Source organism: Algihabitans sp. (assembly GCF_965226985.1).
Lineage (GTDB): Bacteria > Pseudomonadota > Alphaproteobacteria > Kiloniellales > DSM-21159 > Algihabitans.
The window spans coordinates 673,248-689,220 of record NZ_OZ245712.1 but is presented as its reverse complement, the minus strand read 5'-3'; the positions used below and the strand labels follow the sequence as shown (position 1 = coordinate 689,220).

Sequence of the window (15,973 nt, the reverse complement as noted above, 5' to 3'; positions counted from 1 at the left end):
TGCCGTCCAGACGCTAAGCCTCAGCCCACTCGGTCAAGATCTGATCGACGTCGAGCTCCCTCAGCGGCGTACGCGACTGTTGCGCTTGTCCGTCGACGAGGCCACCGAAAGCGATCTCGACATTCGGCCCTTCGACAGTCCGCGCAAGGCCACGCGCCCGGACGTGCGGGTGGGCCAGCACTTCGCTCGGCTCCAGAACGGGCATGAAGCAACAGTCGATGTCCGCCAGCAGCGTCGACCAGTCGGCCTGGGCGCGCGTGGCAAAGAGTGCCGCAACCTCGGCGATTAACTCAGTCTGCGGCAGGGGTTCGGCCTGACGCCCCGTCCAATCGTCCCGTCCCACCGCGCGGCAGAAGGCATCCCAGAATTTCGGTTCGATCGCCCCGAGAGAGACGAACCGCGCATCAGCCGTCCGATAGAGACGATAGAAGGCTGCGCCACCGTTCAGCAGCCCTTCACCGCGCACCAAGGCCTCTGCATCACCGCGCAAAGCCGAGGTGAATGGCAAGGCCTGCCAGGCTAGAACCGACTCCATCAGGCTGATGTCGAGCTGCGCCCCCTGCCCGGTCCGTTCGCGGCGGATCACGGCGGCCAGAATGGAGACAACGGACTGCAAGGCGCTGGCGTGATCGGCCGTCGGCGGATAGGCCGCGACGCTTTCCTGGGGCAGTCCGGAACTGGCGAGCCCGCCGCCCAGCGCCATGTAGTTGATGTCGTGCCCACCGGCCAGACGCAGGGGTCCGGACTGTCCGTAACCGGACAAGGCACAGTGAATCAGCCGGCGGTTGAGATCGGTCAGACGCCGCGCGTCGAACCCCAGCTTCTCCAGGGTCCCGGGCCGATAGGACTCCAGCAGGATATCCGTCCCGCTCAGCAACTCGGAGAAGGCGTCCTGTCCATGGCGCGCTTTGAGGTCCAGGCACAACACCGTCTTGCCGGCATTGATCTGCTTGTACCAGGCGGAGAGGCCGTCGGGGTCGCGGGGCCCCAGTCGGCGCAGGGGATCGCCGGCCGGCGGTTCGACCTTCACCACCTGCGCCCCCAGATCACTGAGGATCTGACCGGCAAAAGGTCCGGGGAGCCACTGACTCAGGTCCACCACACGCAGACCGGCCAGCAGATCGAATGTCATCGGCGGTACATGTAAGAAAGAGCTTTCGGACCTGCTGTCCTACTCGACCAGCTCGGGCATCTTGGGCTTAGCGCGACGTCCGCCCGAACCGCCACCGGACCCGCCGCCCTTCTTGCCCTTAGGCTTAGGTTTGCCGGCTTCAGGATAGCGGAAGGTCAGCTTGCCGCCCTCCTTGTCCAGATCGACCGAGACCAGGCCGCCATCCGCCAGCCGGCCGAACAACAGCTCTTCCGCCAAGGGCTTCTTGACGTATTCCTGGATCAGACGCCCCAAAGGACGGGCTCCGTAGAGCGGTTCGTACCCTTTTTCGGCCAGCCAAGCCCGTGCGGACTCCGAAAGCTCGATGGTCACGTGGCGGTCGGCAAGCTGGGCCTCCAGCTGCAGAACAAACTTCTCGACCACTAGCGCGACCGTCTCCGGCTTGAGGGCGCTGAAGGGGATGATCGCGTCGAGGCGATTGCGGAACTCCGGCGTGAACATGCGCTCGATCGCTTCGCTGTCCTCACCTTCGCGCTGCTCCCGCAGGAAGCCGACGGCCGGCTTGGCCATATCCGCCGCACCGGCGTTGGTCGTCATGATCAGAATGACGTTGCGGAAGTCGACGGTCTTGCCGTTGTGATCTGTCAGCTTACCGTAGTCCATCACCTGTAGGAGGATGTTGAAGAGATCGGGATGGGCCTTCTCGATCTCGTCGAGCAACAGCACGCAGTGCGGATGCTGATCGACGGCGTCGGTCAGGAGGCCGCCCTGATCGAACCCGACGTAACCCGGCGGTGCGCCGATCAGGCGACTGACGGTATGGCGCTCCATGTATTCGGACATGTCGAAGCGATGCAGTTCGACGCCGAGCGTGCGCGACAACTGCCGTGCGACCTCGGTCTTGCCGACGCCCGTCGGACCGGAGAAGAGGTAACAGCCGATCGGCTTGTCCACTTCGCGAAGACCCGCGCGCGCCAGCTTGATCGCGCTGGACAGGGCGGTAATCGCCTGATCCTGACCGAACACCATGGTCTTGAGATCGCGCTCGAGCGTCTGGAGCGCGGCCTTGTCGTCCCGGCTGACCGACTTCGGGGGAATCCGGGCAATCTTGGCGACCACCGCCTCGACTTCTTTCACGCCGATGGTCTTGCGGCGCTTCGACTCCGGCTTGAGCGCCTGGGCCGCCCCGACCTCGTCGATCACGTCGATCGCCTTGTCCGGGAGCTTGCGGTCGCCGATGTAGCGGGAAGAGAGTTCGACCGCGGTTCGCAGCGCGTCCGCAGTGTAGCGCACGCCGTGGTGTTCTTCGTAATAGGGCTTGAGGCCGCGCAGGATCTTGACCGCGTCCTCGATGCTGGGCTCGTTGACGTCGATCTTCTGGAAGCGGCGGACCAGCGCCCGATCCTTCTCGAAGTAGTTGCGGTATTCCTTGTAGGTCGTCGAACCGATGCAGCGCAGCGCGCCGGACTGCAGCGCTGGCTTCAAGAGGTTTGAGGCATCCATCGCGCCGCCCGAGGTAGCGCCGGCGCCGATCACCGTATGGATCTCGTCGATGAAGAGAACCGCGTGGTCCTGCTGTTCGAGTTCGGTCATGACCGCCTTGAGGCGTTCCTCGAAATCGCCCCGGTAGCGCGTCCCGGCCAGCAAGGCGCCCATGTCGAGCGCGAAAATCGTCGCGCCTTTCAGAACGTCCGGCACCTGCTCCTCGACGATACGCCGGGCCAATCCCTCGGCAATCGCTGTCTTGCCGACGCCGGGATCGCCAACGTAGAGCGGATTGTTCTTGGTCCGGCGGCAGAGAACCTGAATGGTCCGCTCGATCTCGTGCGCCCGTCCGATCAAGGGGTCGATCTTACCCCCCTTGGCCTTGGCGTTCAGATCGACGCAGTAGGCGTCCAGCGCCTCGCGACCCTTCTTCACCACCTTCTCGCTCTGCTCTTCCTCGGCGCCCTGGACGGGTCGGCTCTCTTCCTGGCCGGGCACCTTCGCAATTCCGTGGCTGATGTAGTTGACGGCGTCCAGCCGGGTCATCTCCTGCTCCTGCAGGAAGTAGACCGCATAGGATTCGCGCTCGCTGAAGATGGCGACCAGCACGTTGGCGCCCGTCACTTCCTCGCGACCGGAGTTCTGAACATGGATGGCCGCGCGCTGCAGGACGCGCTGGAAAGCGGCTGTCGGCTTTGCATCGCCGACATGCGCGTTGATCAGATTGGTGAGCTGGTTATCGATATACTCCGAGAGATCGGCGCGCACCTCCTCGAGAGAAACGCCGCAGGCGCGCAGGACCGCGATCGCGTCCTGGTCCTCCGTCAGGGCCATCAGCAGATGCTCGAGCGTCGCGTACTCGTGCCGCCGTTCGTTCGCATAGGCCAAGGCCCGGTGGAGGGTCTGTTCCAGGTTCGCAGAGAGCATCGAGCGGCCTACTCCTTTTCGAGAGTGCACTGCAAAGGATGTTCGTGCTTGCGCGCAAAGTCGATGACTTGTGTCACCTTCGTTTCTGCAACTTCGTAAGTGTACACACCGCAGACGCCGACGCCCCGACGGTGAACATGCAGCATAATCTGAGTCGCTTCTTCCTGACTCTTGCCAAAAAAACGCCCCAAGACATGAACGACGAACTCCATGGGCGTGTAGTCGTCATTCAGCATCAAGACCTTGTACATGGACGGCTTTTTGGTCTTCGCCCGGGTCTTGACCACTACGCCGGTGCCGGAGCCGCCTCCGTCACCGGTCCCTTTTCGATCGTCGTCACTCATGCGCATGTCGGTCGGGTTTGATCTTTCGATGGCCGTCGCGTCTGCGCCGGGCTGAGGAGCCTCGTTCGCCAGCCCCTGCCCTCAAGAATAGTGGGAAACCAAGGCGGCCGAAAAGGGCCCTTTGCCAAAACCTGATCGGGCCCCACAAGTGAAGAGATAGGGCCGCCCTCCGGCGGCGGGAAGGGGGTGCGACGGCCAGGTTCAACGCGCCGGCTTAGCAGTCTAAAAAGCAGAGACCCGGCGCACACTGCACCGGGCCTCTACATCTATCCAACGTCACGTCGTCCGTGGAACGGATCGACTTAACCGGAAGCTGAGACGCTTCCCGCAAACACGACCGCGCTTTAGGCGGCGATCGGCTTGGACGCCTTTTCGAAGGTCGCCTGCATGCAAGCCTGCAGCGGCTCGACGGCCTCGTTGGCAACCTTGGCCGACAACTCGGCCAGCTTGGCGCTCTCGGCCATCACCTTGTCGAAGTTGGTGCGGGCCAAGTTGCTCTGCAGGTCCATCATCTCATGCAGGTTCTTGGCGCCGAAGACCTGCTTCGCAGCGGCCATGTTGGCTTCCATAGCTTCCTGAGCGAAGCCCATCATCTCCTTTGAGAGGCTCTCGAAGCCCTTGGCCACGATGGTGCCGGACTTCATGAAGGCGTCCATGTTGCCCTTGTTCAGGCTCGAGAACTCGTCGTAGCTCTTGAACATGATGGTGGAGGCCTTCTCGACCTGTTCCTTGGTCGAGGTCATGGCCTGCTCGTACTGCTGGCTCGCAGCGTCGGTACCAGCCTTGACGAAAGCCTCGACGGTTTCCTTGCCAGCGTTGACGGCAGCCTCGATCGGCGCGGTCATCTCGTTGGCGGTCTGTGTCTTCTTAGTCTGAGCCAAAGTTAGGGTCCTCCTCCTAAGGGTTGGCGGCGTCGTGACGCATCTCAAAATTCGTGAGCGGTCAAGAAGGCCAAGCGGGGCGGCCCTCTGTAACTCCAACGGTTGCCTGCCTCACTGGTTTTGCTGCAGTGCAACATAGGCCAATGTAGTGAAACGTTATGCTGAGTCAAGGGCATTTTTGTGCGCCGCACAAAAGAGCTAGATCCGCCACAGGCAAGGCCAGCCAACAGCTGGAATACGATGGGCCACGACCAAGCTCGCAGATGCAGCATAGCATAGTACCCGACCCGGGTTGGCGCGACTCGAACCCCGGTCCTAGGCAGTGATAAAGGCGTGACCGGCCGTCCGAGAGGAACTATGGACACGGGCGTCGGACACGTCTGCGGCAGGAGGCCAGGACCACCGTGAACCAGCAGATTCCGAACCCGAGCCTTGCGGTGGCGGGAACCGCCAAAACGCCCCGCATCCTTGTGCTCGGCAACGAAAAAGGCGGTTCGGGCAAATCGACAACGGCGATGCATCTCGTTGTCGCGCTGCTGCGTCAGGGCCGTTCGGTCGGCGTGATCGACCTGGATGCGCGCCAAGGCACGCTCAGCCGCTACGTCGAGAATCGCCGGGTCTTCTCCGAAAACGAGGGTCTGCCCTTACCGTTGCCCGAACTACGCCAGGTGATGCGCAGCGACGCGCCGACCCGCGCAGAAGCCGAGGAAGAGGAGCGCACGAAGCTGTCGGACGCGCTGGAAGGCTTGTCCGACTGCGATATGCTGGTGATCGACACGCCCGGCAGCGACAGCCGCCTCTCCCGTCTCGGTCATACATTGGCCGACGTCCTGATCAGTCCGATGAACGACAGTTTCATCGATCTCGATCTTTTGGCGCGGATCGATCCCGAAGGCCGAAAGATCCTAGGGCCCAGCGTCTACAGCCAGATGGTCTGGGAGCAGCGTCAGGATCGGGCTCGTCAGGGCGGCCGCCCAATCGACTGGGTGGTGCTACGCAACCGGCTTGCCCACTTGGATGCCCGCAACAAGAGGGATATCGCACGCCTGCTGGCACAGCTCGCAAAGCGGATCGGCTTCCGACTGGCACCGGGCTTCGGCGAGCGCGTCGTCTTTCGCCAGCTGTTTCCCCAAGGCCTCACGCTGCTGGATCTACGTCAGTCGGGCGCCGACCTGACCATGAGCCACCTTGCCGCTCGCCAGGAAGTGCGCGCCCTTCTCGCCGCGATCGGGCTCGACATCCCCGAAGAGTCGCACGCCTGACGCCCCCACCACTGGAGGCATCGCGGTCGACGGCTTATCTTATCGTCATGCCAAGACTCACCGACTGCGTGGCAAGCCCCGGAATGACGCGATGAGCAGCGACGATCGGCTGCCGAGCAAGAGCGATGCCAAGGACGCGGAGGTCGATGCCTTCCTGAAGAAGGTCCGGGCGATCCAGCCCGCGCAGCCCGGCGCAGGCGGGCGCGGGCGCCTCGTCTTCGCGCTCGATGCCACAGCCAGCCGGCAACCGGCCTGGGACCGGGCGATGCACCTCCAGGCCGATATGTTTCGCGAAACGCAGGCACTGGGCGGCCTGGATATCCAGTTGGTGTTCTACCGCGGCTACGGCGAGTGCAAGGCTTCCAAGTGGTACTCGGAAGCCGATGCGCTGTTGCGGGCCATGACCGGCGTGACCTGTCTGGCCGGCAGGACCCAGATCCGTAAGGTTTTGAAACACGGCTTGGCCGAAACCAAGAAACGCAAGGTCAACGCCCTGGTTTTCGTAGGCGACGCCATGGAGGAAGATGTCGACGAACTTGGGCATCTGGCCGGCGAGTTGGGTTTGCTCGGTCTGCCCTGCTTTCTGTTTCATGAGGGTGGAGATCCATTGGTCCGCAACGTTTTCGAACAGGTCGCCCGGCTGTCCGGCGGTGCCTGCTGCGCGTTCGATGCCTCGGCGGCGCAGCAACTGCGCGACCTGCTGTCCGCCGTCGCCGTCTATGCCGCAGGAGGGCACAAGGCGCTGGCCGACTTCTCGACCAAACGCGGCGGCGTCACGCGTCTGCTGACCAGTCAGGTTCGTTAGGGAGCCTGGACGGCCGGCCATGGCATATCTGATCTTCGGCCTTCTGGTGCTGGGCGGCCTGCTGCTGCTCGCGCGTTGGTTCGCCTCGGCACCGCCGTCCGACGTCATCAAGGTCATGCGCTACGGCGCCCTAACGGCCGGTGCCGCCTTTCTGCTTTTTCTCGTGCTCGGCGGTGCCCGGACGCTCGCCTTTCTGCTGGCGCCGTTGCTACTGCCGCTGTTGCTCAACGCGCGCGGTATCCTCAATCGACTGAAGACCATGACCGGGCCTCGTCCGGGCCAGACCTCGACCGTTGAGACCCGCTTTCTGCGAATGACGCTGGATCACGATAGCGGCGCCATGGACGGCACGGTACGCGAGGGCCCACAGCGCGGCCGACGGTTGGAGGAGTTGAGCGAGATCGACCTGCTTGAGCTTTGGCGAACCTGTCGCGCCGAAGACGAGCAGTCCGTACAAGTCCTCGAAGCCTGGCTCGACCGCGTACATGGCGCCAGTTGGCGCGAAGCGGCCGGGCTCGGGCCCGATGAAACCGCGTCCGACGGCGCCGGAGCGACCGGCGAAAGCGAGCGCACGGATAAAGCCGGTCGCCGCGGCGCGAAGGGCGACAGCATGACCCTGGAAGAAGCTTACGAGATTCTAGGCCTGAGACCCGGCGCCGGCGAGCACGACATTCGCGCGGCCCACCGCAAGCTGATGCGCCAGTTCCATCCGGACAGCGGCGGCTCCAACTACCTCGCCGCCAAGATCAATCAAGCCAAGGATTTACTTCTGAGGCGTTCCTGAGACAACCGCGTCGCTTTTTTCTCGCCGGGACCTCCAGTTGCTTGCCTAGTAGCGCTGTGGCACAACCTCGCGCGCCGCAACCATAGGACATCCCATGCGCAAACGTATCCGTAAGGCGATCTTCCCGGTGGCCGGTCTCGGCACCCGATTTCTGCCCGCAACCAAAGCAATGCCGAAAGAAATGCTACCGATCGTGGACAAGCCACTGATCGAATACGCGGTTGAAGAGGCGAAAGCCGCGGGCATCGAGGAATTCATTTTTGTGACAGGCCGCGGCAAGCAGGCCATCGAGGATCACTTCGACTTCTCCTTCGAGCTGATGGAGACGCTCAGGGAGCGCGGAAAGACGGAACAGCTCGCGATTGCCGAGCGCTCGCGCATGAAGGCCGGCACCATCGCCTATACCCGCCAGCAGGAACCGCTCGGTCTTGGCCATGCCGTCTGGTGCGCCCGAAATCTGGTCGGCGACGAACCCTTCGCGGTGCTGCTGGCCGACGACCTCGTAAAGGCCGAAGAGCCCTGCCTCGCCCAGATGATCGAGATCTATAATGAGGTCGGCGGCAACGTCGTCGCGGTGATGGACGTGCCGCGCGAGCATACGCGGCGCTACGGTGTCTTGGACGTGGTGGAGGACGACGGAAAACTGGCGCGGGCACAAGGTCTCGTCGAGAAACCCGAGCCGGACGTCGCGCCCTCTACCCTGTCGGTGATCGGCCGCTACGTGCTGCAGCCCGAGGTGTTTCACGAACTGGACAAGCATACGGCGGGCGCCGGCGGCGAGATTCAACTGACCGACGCAATAGCCGCGACGATTGCCGATGTCGGCTTCCATGGTTTGCGGTTCGAGGGTACGCGTTTCGACTGCGGCAGCAAGGAGGGCTTTCTGGAGGCGACACTGGCCTTCGCCCTCGACCGCAGCGATCTGGGCGATGCCATGCGCGAGATGCTGAAGCGCTACGGCTAAGCTGCAACGCTTGTGCTCTACTGCGGGTCGGGCCGCAGCGGGCAAGTTATGAAAGGGGTTAGGTCATGCGCGTAGCGATGATCGGGACAGGCTACGTCGGTTTGGTGTCGGGGGCCTGCTTTTCGGAGTTCGGCACGCAGGTGGTCTGCGTCGACAAGGACGTGGAGAAGATCGCGCGGCTGCAGGGCGGTGAGATCCCGATCTACGAGCCCGGCCTGGAGGACCTGGTGGCCCAGAACGTCGGCGCCGGCCGGCTGTCCTTCACCACCGACCTGGCCGCCGCGGTCGAGGGCGCAGACGCCGTCTTCATCGCGGTCGGCACCCCCTCGCGGCGCGGCGACGGCCATGCCGACCTCTCCTTCGTCTTCGCCGCCGCCGAGGAGGTGGCCCGCGCCCTGCCGGCCGCCGGCGCCGGCTTCACCTGTATCGTGACCAAGTCGACCGTGCCGGTCGGCACCGGCCGGCGGGTCGCCGAGGTGCTGGCACGAACCCGCCCCGACCTGGCGCTGGGCCGCGACTACGACGTGGCCTCCAACCCCGAGTTCCTGCGCGAGGGCTCGGCCATCGAGGACTTCATGCGCCCCGACCGGGTGGTGATCGGGGCCGAGAGCGAGGTGGCGCGGGACTGCCTCAAGGCGCTCTACCGGCCGCTCTACCTGAACGAAACGCCGATCGTCTCCACCCGCCTGGAGACGGCCGAGTTGATCAAGTACGCCGCCAACGCCTTCCTGGCGGTCAAGATCACCTTCATCAACGAGATCGCCGACCTCTGCGAGCAGGTCGGCGGCGACGTGCAGCAGGTGGCCCGCGGCATCGGGCTGGACGGCCGGATCGGCGCCAAGTTCCTGCATGCCGGCCCCGGCTACGGCGGCTCCTGCTTCCCCAAGGACACCCTGGCCCTGGTGCGCACCGCCCAGGAGGCCGAGGCGCCGCTGCGCATCGTCGAGACCACCGTCGAGGTCAACGAGGCCCGCAAGGCCGCCATGGCCGAGCGGGTGGTCGCTTTCCTCGGCGACGCCGAGGCCGCCGGCCCCAACCAAACCGGCGCGCTGTCCGGCAAGACCGTCGGCCTACTCGGCCTGACCTTCAAGCCCAACACCGACGACATGCGCGAGGCCCCCGCCCTGGCCATCGTCCCGCGCCTGCAGGCCGCCGGCGCCAGCATCCGCGCCTACGACCCCGAGGGCATGAGCGAGGCCAAGAAGCTGCTCGATGACGTCGCCTGGTGCGCCGACCCCTACGAAACTGCAGAAGGCGCCGACTGCCTGGTCCTGCTCACCGAGTGGAACGCCTTCCGCAACCTCGACCTCGACCGCCTCAAGGCGCTCATGACACAGCCAGCCCTCGTCGACCTGCGAAACGTTTACGACCCAGACAGACTCAAACAAGCCGGTTTCAAATACTCCGGTATCGGACGCGGGCAGCCTGCCGAAACCAAAGCGAAGACAGCGAGCGGAGTCAGCGCAGCATGACGGCCCACAGTTTCAACCCGACCCTTCTGCGCGAGTACGACATCCGGGGCATATTCGGGCAGACTCTCGCGGCCGCCGACGCGGTAGCCTTGGGCCGCGCCTTCGGCTCGCAGGTGGCGGAGGATGGAGGCAGCCGCGTCGCCGTCGGATACGATGGCCGGCTGTCGTCGCCGGAGTTGGAAGCCGCGCTGGTCGAAGGACTGGTTTCCACCGGCATGCAGGTACTGCGCGTCGGGCTCGGCCCCACGCCCCTTCTCTACTATGCGGTCTGCGAGCTGCCGGCCGACGGCGGCATCATGGTCACCGGCTCTCACAACCCCTCGGACTACAACGGCTTCAAGATGATGCTGGCGTCCGGCAGCGTCTTCGGTTCTCAAATTCAGGCGCTCGGCCAACGCGCCGCAGAGGGGCGTTTCGTCGAGGGTCAAGGTCGCGAGGAGCAGGTCGAATTGATGCCGGCCTACATCGACCGCCTGCTGAGAGACTTCAAAGGCGCAGGGAATCTCAAGGTCGCTTGGGACGGCGGCAACGGCGCAGCGGGAGAGGCGATGGTCGCCCTGACCAAGCGCCTTCCGGGTGAGCATATCCTTCTAAATGCAGAGATCGACGGTACCTTTCCGGCCCATCATCCCGATCCGACAGTGGCGGAAAACCTGGAGCAGCTCATCGAGACCGTGCGCACTCAAGGCTGCGATCTCGGCTTCGCCTTCGACGGCGACGGCGACCGTATCGGCGCGGTCGACGGCGAAGGTCGTATTCTCTGGGGCGATCAACTGATGCTTCTGCTGGCGCGCGACGTGCTCAAGGCACATCCGGGCGCCACCATCATCGCCGACGTCAAGGCCAGCCAGATGCTCTTCGACGGCATTGCCGAGCTCGGCGGACAGCCCCTGATGTGGAAAACCGGGCACTCGCTGATCAAAGCCAAGATGAAGGAGACGGGCTCCCCCTTCGCCGGGGAGATGAGCGCCCACCTCTTCTTCGCCGATCACTTCTACGGCTATGACGATGCGCTCTACGGCGCCGTACGCGTGTTGAACGCCCTGGAGACCTACGGCGACAGCCTCGCCGCCTTCCGGGACTCTCTCCCGCAGCTCACCAACACGCCGGAAATTCGGTTCCCCGTCGAGGAAACCCGGAAGTTCGATATCGTCCAAGAAGTTGCGGAACGGGTGAAGCAGAGCGGCGCCGAGGTCATCGACGTCGACGGCGTACGCGTCCGCGACGGTGACGGCTGGTGGCTTCTGAGGGCCTCCAACACTCAAGACGTCCTGGTGGCCCGTTGCGAAGCTCCCAGCGATACCGGCTTACAGCGGCTCAAACTTCTGCTCGGCGAGCAGCTCCGCCAGTCCGGGCTGGAACCTCCCGAGTTCTAACGACGTCTGCGACAGGATGATTTGATCGCCGTGCCGATTGCGTCAGACTGAGGGTATGCGTGTTTTCTTCTACGGCACCTTGCTGGACACCGATATCCGCCGAGCCGTTCTTCAGGATCTCTGCGACAGCCTGACCATGACGCCGGCAGAGTTGCCAAGTTTTCGTCGTGTGACAGCGCGTGACAGCGACTACCCGGTTCTGGTTCCCTGCCCCTCCGGGCGCGTCAAGGGCTACCTGGCCGACGGGCTCGACCTACAGGGTCTCGCCCGCGCCGCCTACTTCGAAGGCGCGAAGTATCACCCGGTTCAACGGGCGGTCCGCGACAGTTCTGGACAGTGGGAGACCGCCTGGCTTTTCTTGCCTGTGACCCCACGCCACCATGCGAACCGGACGCGGTGGAGTCTGCTTCGCTGGCAGCGGCAACGTAAACGTCGCGTACTGTCGATGACCAAGCGTTGGATGGCGGAGTTCGGTGCAAGAAGTCTGGTTGGCAGCGATCTTTCCTGGCAAGGGCGCCGTACTCTGCGGCGCCTGGAGCAGGATCGCGCTCTGGCCGCCCACTCTCATAAGGGAGGCTTCAGCAGAAACACTACCAGAGGCCGTGCAGCTGCCTAGTCTAATAAATGGGTTTACCGGCATTTAACCCTATTACGGCAGCCTTCCTCTTAACCTAAGAGTTGAAGCGAGCCGCGCCCGAATGTCTGCCGTCCGCAAGCTTGAGTCAGGTGCACCTTCCCGATCTGCCGACGACGGGCTGATGAACCGGATCGCGGAGGCTGCCGGAAATCTCTCGCTCGAACTGGTTGATGTTGCGGCCGGCATCGTGGCCGCCGAACAGACGTTCAACACCCAAGCCGAATCCTTCGATGCACTCCTGAAGAACGCGGAGACGATCGGCAGCCAGAACGCAAAGATCGCCAAGGCCGCGGAGACCACGCGCGAGACGGCCGAAACCGCAAGCTCCGAAGTCGAGTCTTCGCGCGGGGCGATCGAGAGCTCTCTCAAAGACATTCATGCTCTGGTCGAGGCTGTCGGTGTGATCGAGCAGCGCTTGAGCGGATTACAGGACGCCTTGGCCGAGGTTGGGAAAGTTGCCGGCGACATCAACGCAATTGCGCGCCAAACCAATCTTCTGGCGCTCAACGCAACGATCGAAGCGGCACGTGCGGGCGCTGCCGGGAAAGGCTTCGCGGTGGTGGCCGGAGAGGTCAAGCTGCTGGCGACGCAGACGAGCGAGGCGACCGCTCAAATCGATCTGACTCTCAAGGGACTCACCGAGCAAGCCGACCAGCTGATCTCTCACGGCGCCGAAGGCACCGCCCGCGCGCAAAACGTTCGCGAAGGTACCAACACGATCGGCCGCGTCGTCGATGCGGTGGCCTCAGCCGTCGAGAGCATGCGGCGCGAGACAGGCGACATAGCCAAGGCTGCGAACGAGATCGAAGAGCAGTCCAGCGACTTCCTGGCGACCTTGACATCGATGTCCGGCGAGGTGAGCCATGCACGCGACAGTCTGGGCGACGCCCGGGAGCGGATGACCCACCTCTCGGCGACTGGCGATCAACTGGTCGACCTTTCGGCACAGAGCGAGCAGAACACGCTCGACCGGCCCTTCATCGAGAGGGTGCTTGCTGCGGCGATCGAGATTGCCACCGCCTTCGAAGCGGCTCTGGAAGCGGGCGAAGTCAACGAAGCGGACCTTTTCGATCAGAACTACACCCCGATCCCGGGCAGCGAACCGCAACAGTTGATGACTCGATTCACGGCCTTCACCGATCGCGTTCTGCCGCCGATTCAGGAGCCGGTCCTGAAGTGGGACCCACGGGTCATCTTCTGCGCTGCCGTCGACACCAACGGCTACCTGCCGACCCACAACGCGAAATTCGCCCAACCTCTCAGCGACGATCCGGTCTGGAACAATGCGAACTGCCGCAACAGGCGCATCTTCGACGACAGGGTTGGGCTTGGCGCGGGACGCAACACCAAGCCCTTCCTGTTGCAAACCTATCGCCGGGATATGGGCGGGGGGCAATTCGCGCTTATGAAAGATGTCTCCGCACCCATTCAGGTGCGCGGCAAGCTTTGGGGCGGGCTGCGCCTTGCCTATAAGCCGGACTAAGCCTTACCCACGGCGGCCAGAACCCACCCAATCCGCCTGAAACAACCGGCAGAACAGAGCGCTCTTAGGGAAGCAGGTTTTCGCACAACGGCTGTGAATCGATCCTGCAAAGGCGCAGAGGCGAGCCTGCAGGGTTGGCCGATACGTCCCCTGGAGCAGAGGACGCCGCAGCACCCGAGGCCTATGACTGATCAGGATTTATGCCCGAGAAGACCCTGCTCCAGTGAGCCCGGCCGAAGGATAGCCGAGCCTCCGGGTACTAGACGCCGTCGCGCACCACCAGACAGGGCGTGGAGTGCTGCCGCTCGAGACGGCGGCAGGCTTCGAGAGCTGTGCTCTGAGTTTGCAAGCCAGTCAAACGGGCGCGGAAGAGGGTATCGCTTCCATGTTCTGTCGGCTGAACCAGCACCTGCGCCCCCTGCAAGAGCTCCGGCATGTGGCGAACGGCTGCCGCCGCAGCGCCTTGAGCAAGTTCATAGCGACCGAAGGCTCCGACCTGCACCGTCCAGCCGACGACACCCCGCGCCTCTGCCCGCGAGACGAGGCTGAAACCCTCGGAGGCGGTCTCCGGCTGCACCTGAGTGCCCGCACCGGTCGCCAGCGCGAGCGATATGCCCGGGCGAACCGGGTTACGCGGAGGCAACCTGTCGGGGGTCGGCACGCCCAGGGCGGCGACCTGAGTGAAACCGCGGTTCAGCAGCGCAACCATATGGTCGTCGCGCGACCGGCCCGTTCGACCGCCGAACACGACGGCCACTACGCGACGACCGTTGCGCACGACGGAGGCAGCAAGATTGAAACCCGATGCGCGAATGTAACCGGTCTTGATGCCGTCGGCGCCTTCGTACCGGGTCAGGAGCTTGTTGTGGTTACGATAGGTCTTGCCCTTGTAGCTGAAGCGCGTGGTCTGGAAGTAAGCGTAGCGCGACGGAAAGTCGGCCATGATCCGCATGGAGAGGGTGGCCATGTCGCGCGCCGTCGTCACCTGCTCCGAGTTCGGAAGGCCGGACGCATTCTTGAAGGTCGTGCTGGACATACCCAGCTGGCGCGCCCGCTCGGTCATGTCCCGCGCGAACTGCCACTCAGTCCCGGCCAAAGCCTCGGCCACGACCACGGCGACGTCGTTCGCCGACTTGGTCACCAGGGCAAGGATCGCATCCTCAAGACGGATCGTCGAACCGGCCCGCACTCCGATCTTCGATGGCGGCTGAGCCGCTGCGCGGGGCGAGACAATAAGCTGGTCGTCGAGAGAGACTTCACCGCGCTCCAAAGCCTCGAAGGCCATGTAGAGCGTCATGATCTTGGTCAGGGATGCCGGGAAACGCCGTGCGTCGGCATGACGCGCATGCACGACCGTTCCAGTCTCGACATCCACGATGATAGAAGCGTATCTGGGATTGGCCGAAGCGGTGGACGCCGTTGCCAGCATAGCCGCCATCAGCAGGCCGATCAGAAGACCACAACGGGCGGCGCTGCCACGAGCTGTGACAGCAAAGAGCGCTAACGCGTTCGGCACGGAGACACCCCTTCAATCGTAATGACAACGACGCACCCCAGAGCATTGAATCTAGACGACTCCGCCTTGCCTGTCCAGCCATTCCGGCGCGACGTGCAAAGATCAGAACCGTTTAGTTTCCGTCGTTCATTCTATTAAATAGCGAAGAACTCTTAGCGGAGTCTTGATGCCATGGCGATCCTGAGCGACCGGTCCGCAATTCGCGTCAGCCTCGCGGCCGGCCTTGCGCTTCTGCTGGCGAGCGCCTGCACCTATTCGGGAGGTATCGAGCGCCCCGGAGTGCAGAAGGTCAGCTGGTTCAGCTATCTGAACGGGGACGACATCCGCCGCGACTGTTCGGCGGGCAGCGTGCCTCGCGCGCGCTTGATCTACAACGGCCAGTACGAAGAGCAGATACGAAGTTACGAACTGGTGGGTGACGGCCATGGCGGCGCCCTCTACACCGCAAGAGTCCAGTCACGGGCCAGCCTGACCAACTTCACGCTCAACGACCCGCTCCAGCCCTGGGCCTGGCAGACCAACGAGGTTTTGCTGTCCCCACCGGAGATCCAGGGGTTCGAGACGGCTTTGCGGCAGTCCGGCGCCTACGGCCCGACCCCGAAAGGTCTGCGCCTGCATTCGCGGAACTTCTATTGGATCTTCATCGCCTGCCGCGAAGGAGTCATTCATTACAACGCCTGGCTCCACCCCTCGGAGCGCTGGGACGAGATCGTTTTCGACGACTGGTTGCTCCGCTTCGACGAGAGCGGCGTGGCCGTCCGCGAACCCCGCTTCGTCGATCCAGCCGAGCGTCTGAGCGATCGCATCACGGCTGGCGATGACGACAGCTCCGTAAACTTCGACATTCAGATCGGAGACAATGGGCTCGTCGGCCACTTGAGCTTCTAAATGGTGAGGCTCGCCGCCACGGAGCTGGCCCCACCAGT

Annotated in this window: 14 protein-coding genes; 9 read left to right on the top strand and 5 right to left on the bottom strand. The window is 63.8% G+C overall.

Annotated features, from left to right (window positions below; genetic code table 11):
• Positions 1–13 precede the first annotated feature (13 nt).
• The 4 genes from ACO054_RS02990 to ACO054_RS02975 all read right to left on the bottom strand — a co-directional run bounded on the left by ACO054_RS02990 (position 14) and on the right by ACO054_RS02975 (position 4,748).
• Complete coding sequence (locus ACO054_RS02990) at positions 14–1,132, bottom strand: CaiB/BaiF CoA transferase family protein (RefSeq protein ID WP_421708963.1); 1,119 nt, start codon at positions 1,130–1,132, stop codon at positions 14–16.
• Positions 1,133–1,171: 39 nt separating this feature from the next.
• A complete protein-coding gene (clpA, locus tag ACO054_RS02985; protein WP_421708962.1) occupies positions 1,172–3,523 on the bottom strand; it encodes an ATP-dependent Clp protease ATP-binding subunit ClpA in 2,352 nt (783 codons plus the stop codon).
• Between the two features lie 8 nt (positions 3,524–3,531).
• Positions 3,532–3,867, bottom strand: coding sequence for an ATP-dependent Clp protease adapter ClpS (gene clpS / locus ACO054_RS02980; protein ID WP_421708961.1), 336 nt, complete (start codon positions 3,865–3,867; stop codon positions 3,532–3,534).
• 344 nt (positions 3,868–4,211) lie between these two features.
• Positions 4,212–4,748, bottom strand: a complete 537-nt coding sequence (locus ACO054_RS02975; RefSeq protein ID WP_421708960.1) for a phasin family protein — start codon at positions 4,746–4,748, stop codon at positions 4,212–4,214.
• A gap of 404 nt (positions 4,749–5,152) precedes the next feature.
• On the opposite strand from ACO054_RS02975, the gene ACO054_RS02970 reads away from it, so the two are divergent.
• From ACO054_RS02970 to ACO054_RS02935, 8 genes are all read left to right on the top strand, one after another.
• Positions 5,153–6,010: a division plane positioning ATPase MipZ gene (locus tag ACO054_RS02970; protein WP_421708959.1), complete on the top strand. Its 858-nt coding sequence runs from the start codon at positions 5,153–5,155 to the stop codon at positions 6,008–6,010.
• 91 nt (positions 6,011–6,101) lie between these two features.
• Positions 6,102–6,815, top strand: a complete 714-nt coding sequence (locus tag ACO054_RS02965) for a VWA domain-containing protein (RefSeq protein ID WP_421708958.1) — start codon at positions 6,102–6,104, stop codon at positions 6,813–6,815.
• Positions 6,816–6,834: 19 nt separating this feature from the next.
• A complete protein-coding gene (locus ACO054_RS02960) occupies positions 6,835–7,599 on the top strand; it encodes a DnaJ domain-containing protein (RefSeq protein WP_421708957.1) in 765 nt (254 codons plus the stop codon).
• Between the two features lie 94 nt (positions 7,600–7,693).
• Positions 7,694–8,563 (top strand): UTP--glucose-1-phosphate uridylyltransferase GalU, encoded by an 870-nt coding sequence (galU, locus tag ACO054_RS02955; RefSeq protein WP_421708956.1) that lies wholly within the window; start codon positions 7,694–7,696, stop codon positions 8,561–8,563.
• A 65-nt stretch (positions 8,564–8,628) separates the two neighbouring features.
• Positions 8,629–10,035, top strand: a complete 1,407-nt coding sequence (locus tag ACO054_RS02950) for a UDP-glucose dehydrogenase family protein (protein ID WP_421708955.1) — start codon at positions 8,629–8,631, stop codon at positions 10,033–10,035.
• Positions 10,032–11,411 carry a phosphoglucomutase/phosphomannomutase PgmG gene (pgmG, locus tag ACO054_RS02945; RefSeq protein ID WP_421708954.1) on the top strand — a complete coding sequence of 460 codons (1,380 nt, stop codon included), beginning with the start codon at positions 10,032–10,034 and terminating at the stop codon, positions 11,409–11,411. The genes ACO054_RS02950 and pgmG overlap by 4 nt, the downstream gene beginning before the upstream one ends.
• Before the next feature lie 55 nt (positions 11,412–11,466).
• Positions 11,467–12,027, top strand: a complete 561-nt coding sequence (locus ACO054_RS02940) for a gamma-glutamylcyclotransferase family protein (protein ID WP_421708953.1) — start codon at positions 11,467–11,469, stop codon at positions 12,025–12,027.
• 142 nt (positions 12,028–12,169) lie between these two features.
• Complete coding sequence (locus tag ACO054_RS02935; protein ID WP_421708952.1) at positions 12,170–13,531, top strand: methyl-accepting chemotaxis protein; 1,362 nt, start codon at positions 12,170–12,172, stop codon at positions 13,529–13,531.
• A 259-nt stretch (positions 13,532–13,790) separates the two neighbouring features.
• Here the strand turns inward: ACO054_RS02935 and ACO054_RS02930 are convergent, their stop codons facing one another.
• A complete protein-coding gene (locus ACO054_RS02930; RefSeq protein ID WP_421708951.1) occupies positions 13,791–15,047 on the bottom strand; it encodes a D-alanyl-D-alanine carboxypeptidase in 1,257 nt (418 codons plus the stop codon).
• 171 nt (positions 15,048–15,218) lie between these two features.
• Here ACO054_RS02930 and ACO054_RS02925 point away from each other — a divergent pair, with 171 nt between their 5' ends.
• Entirely contained in the window at positions 15,219–15,935 is a 717-nt protein-coding gene (locus tag ACO054_RS02925; protein WP_421708950.1) for a hypothetical protein, read from the top strand.
• Positions 15,936–15,973 lie beyond the last annotated feature (38 nt).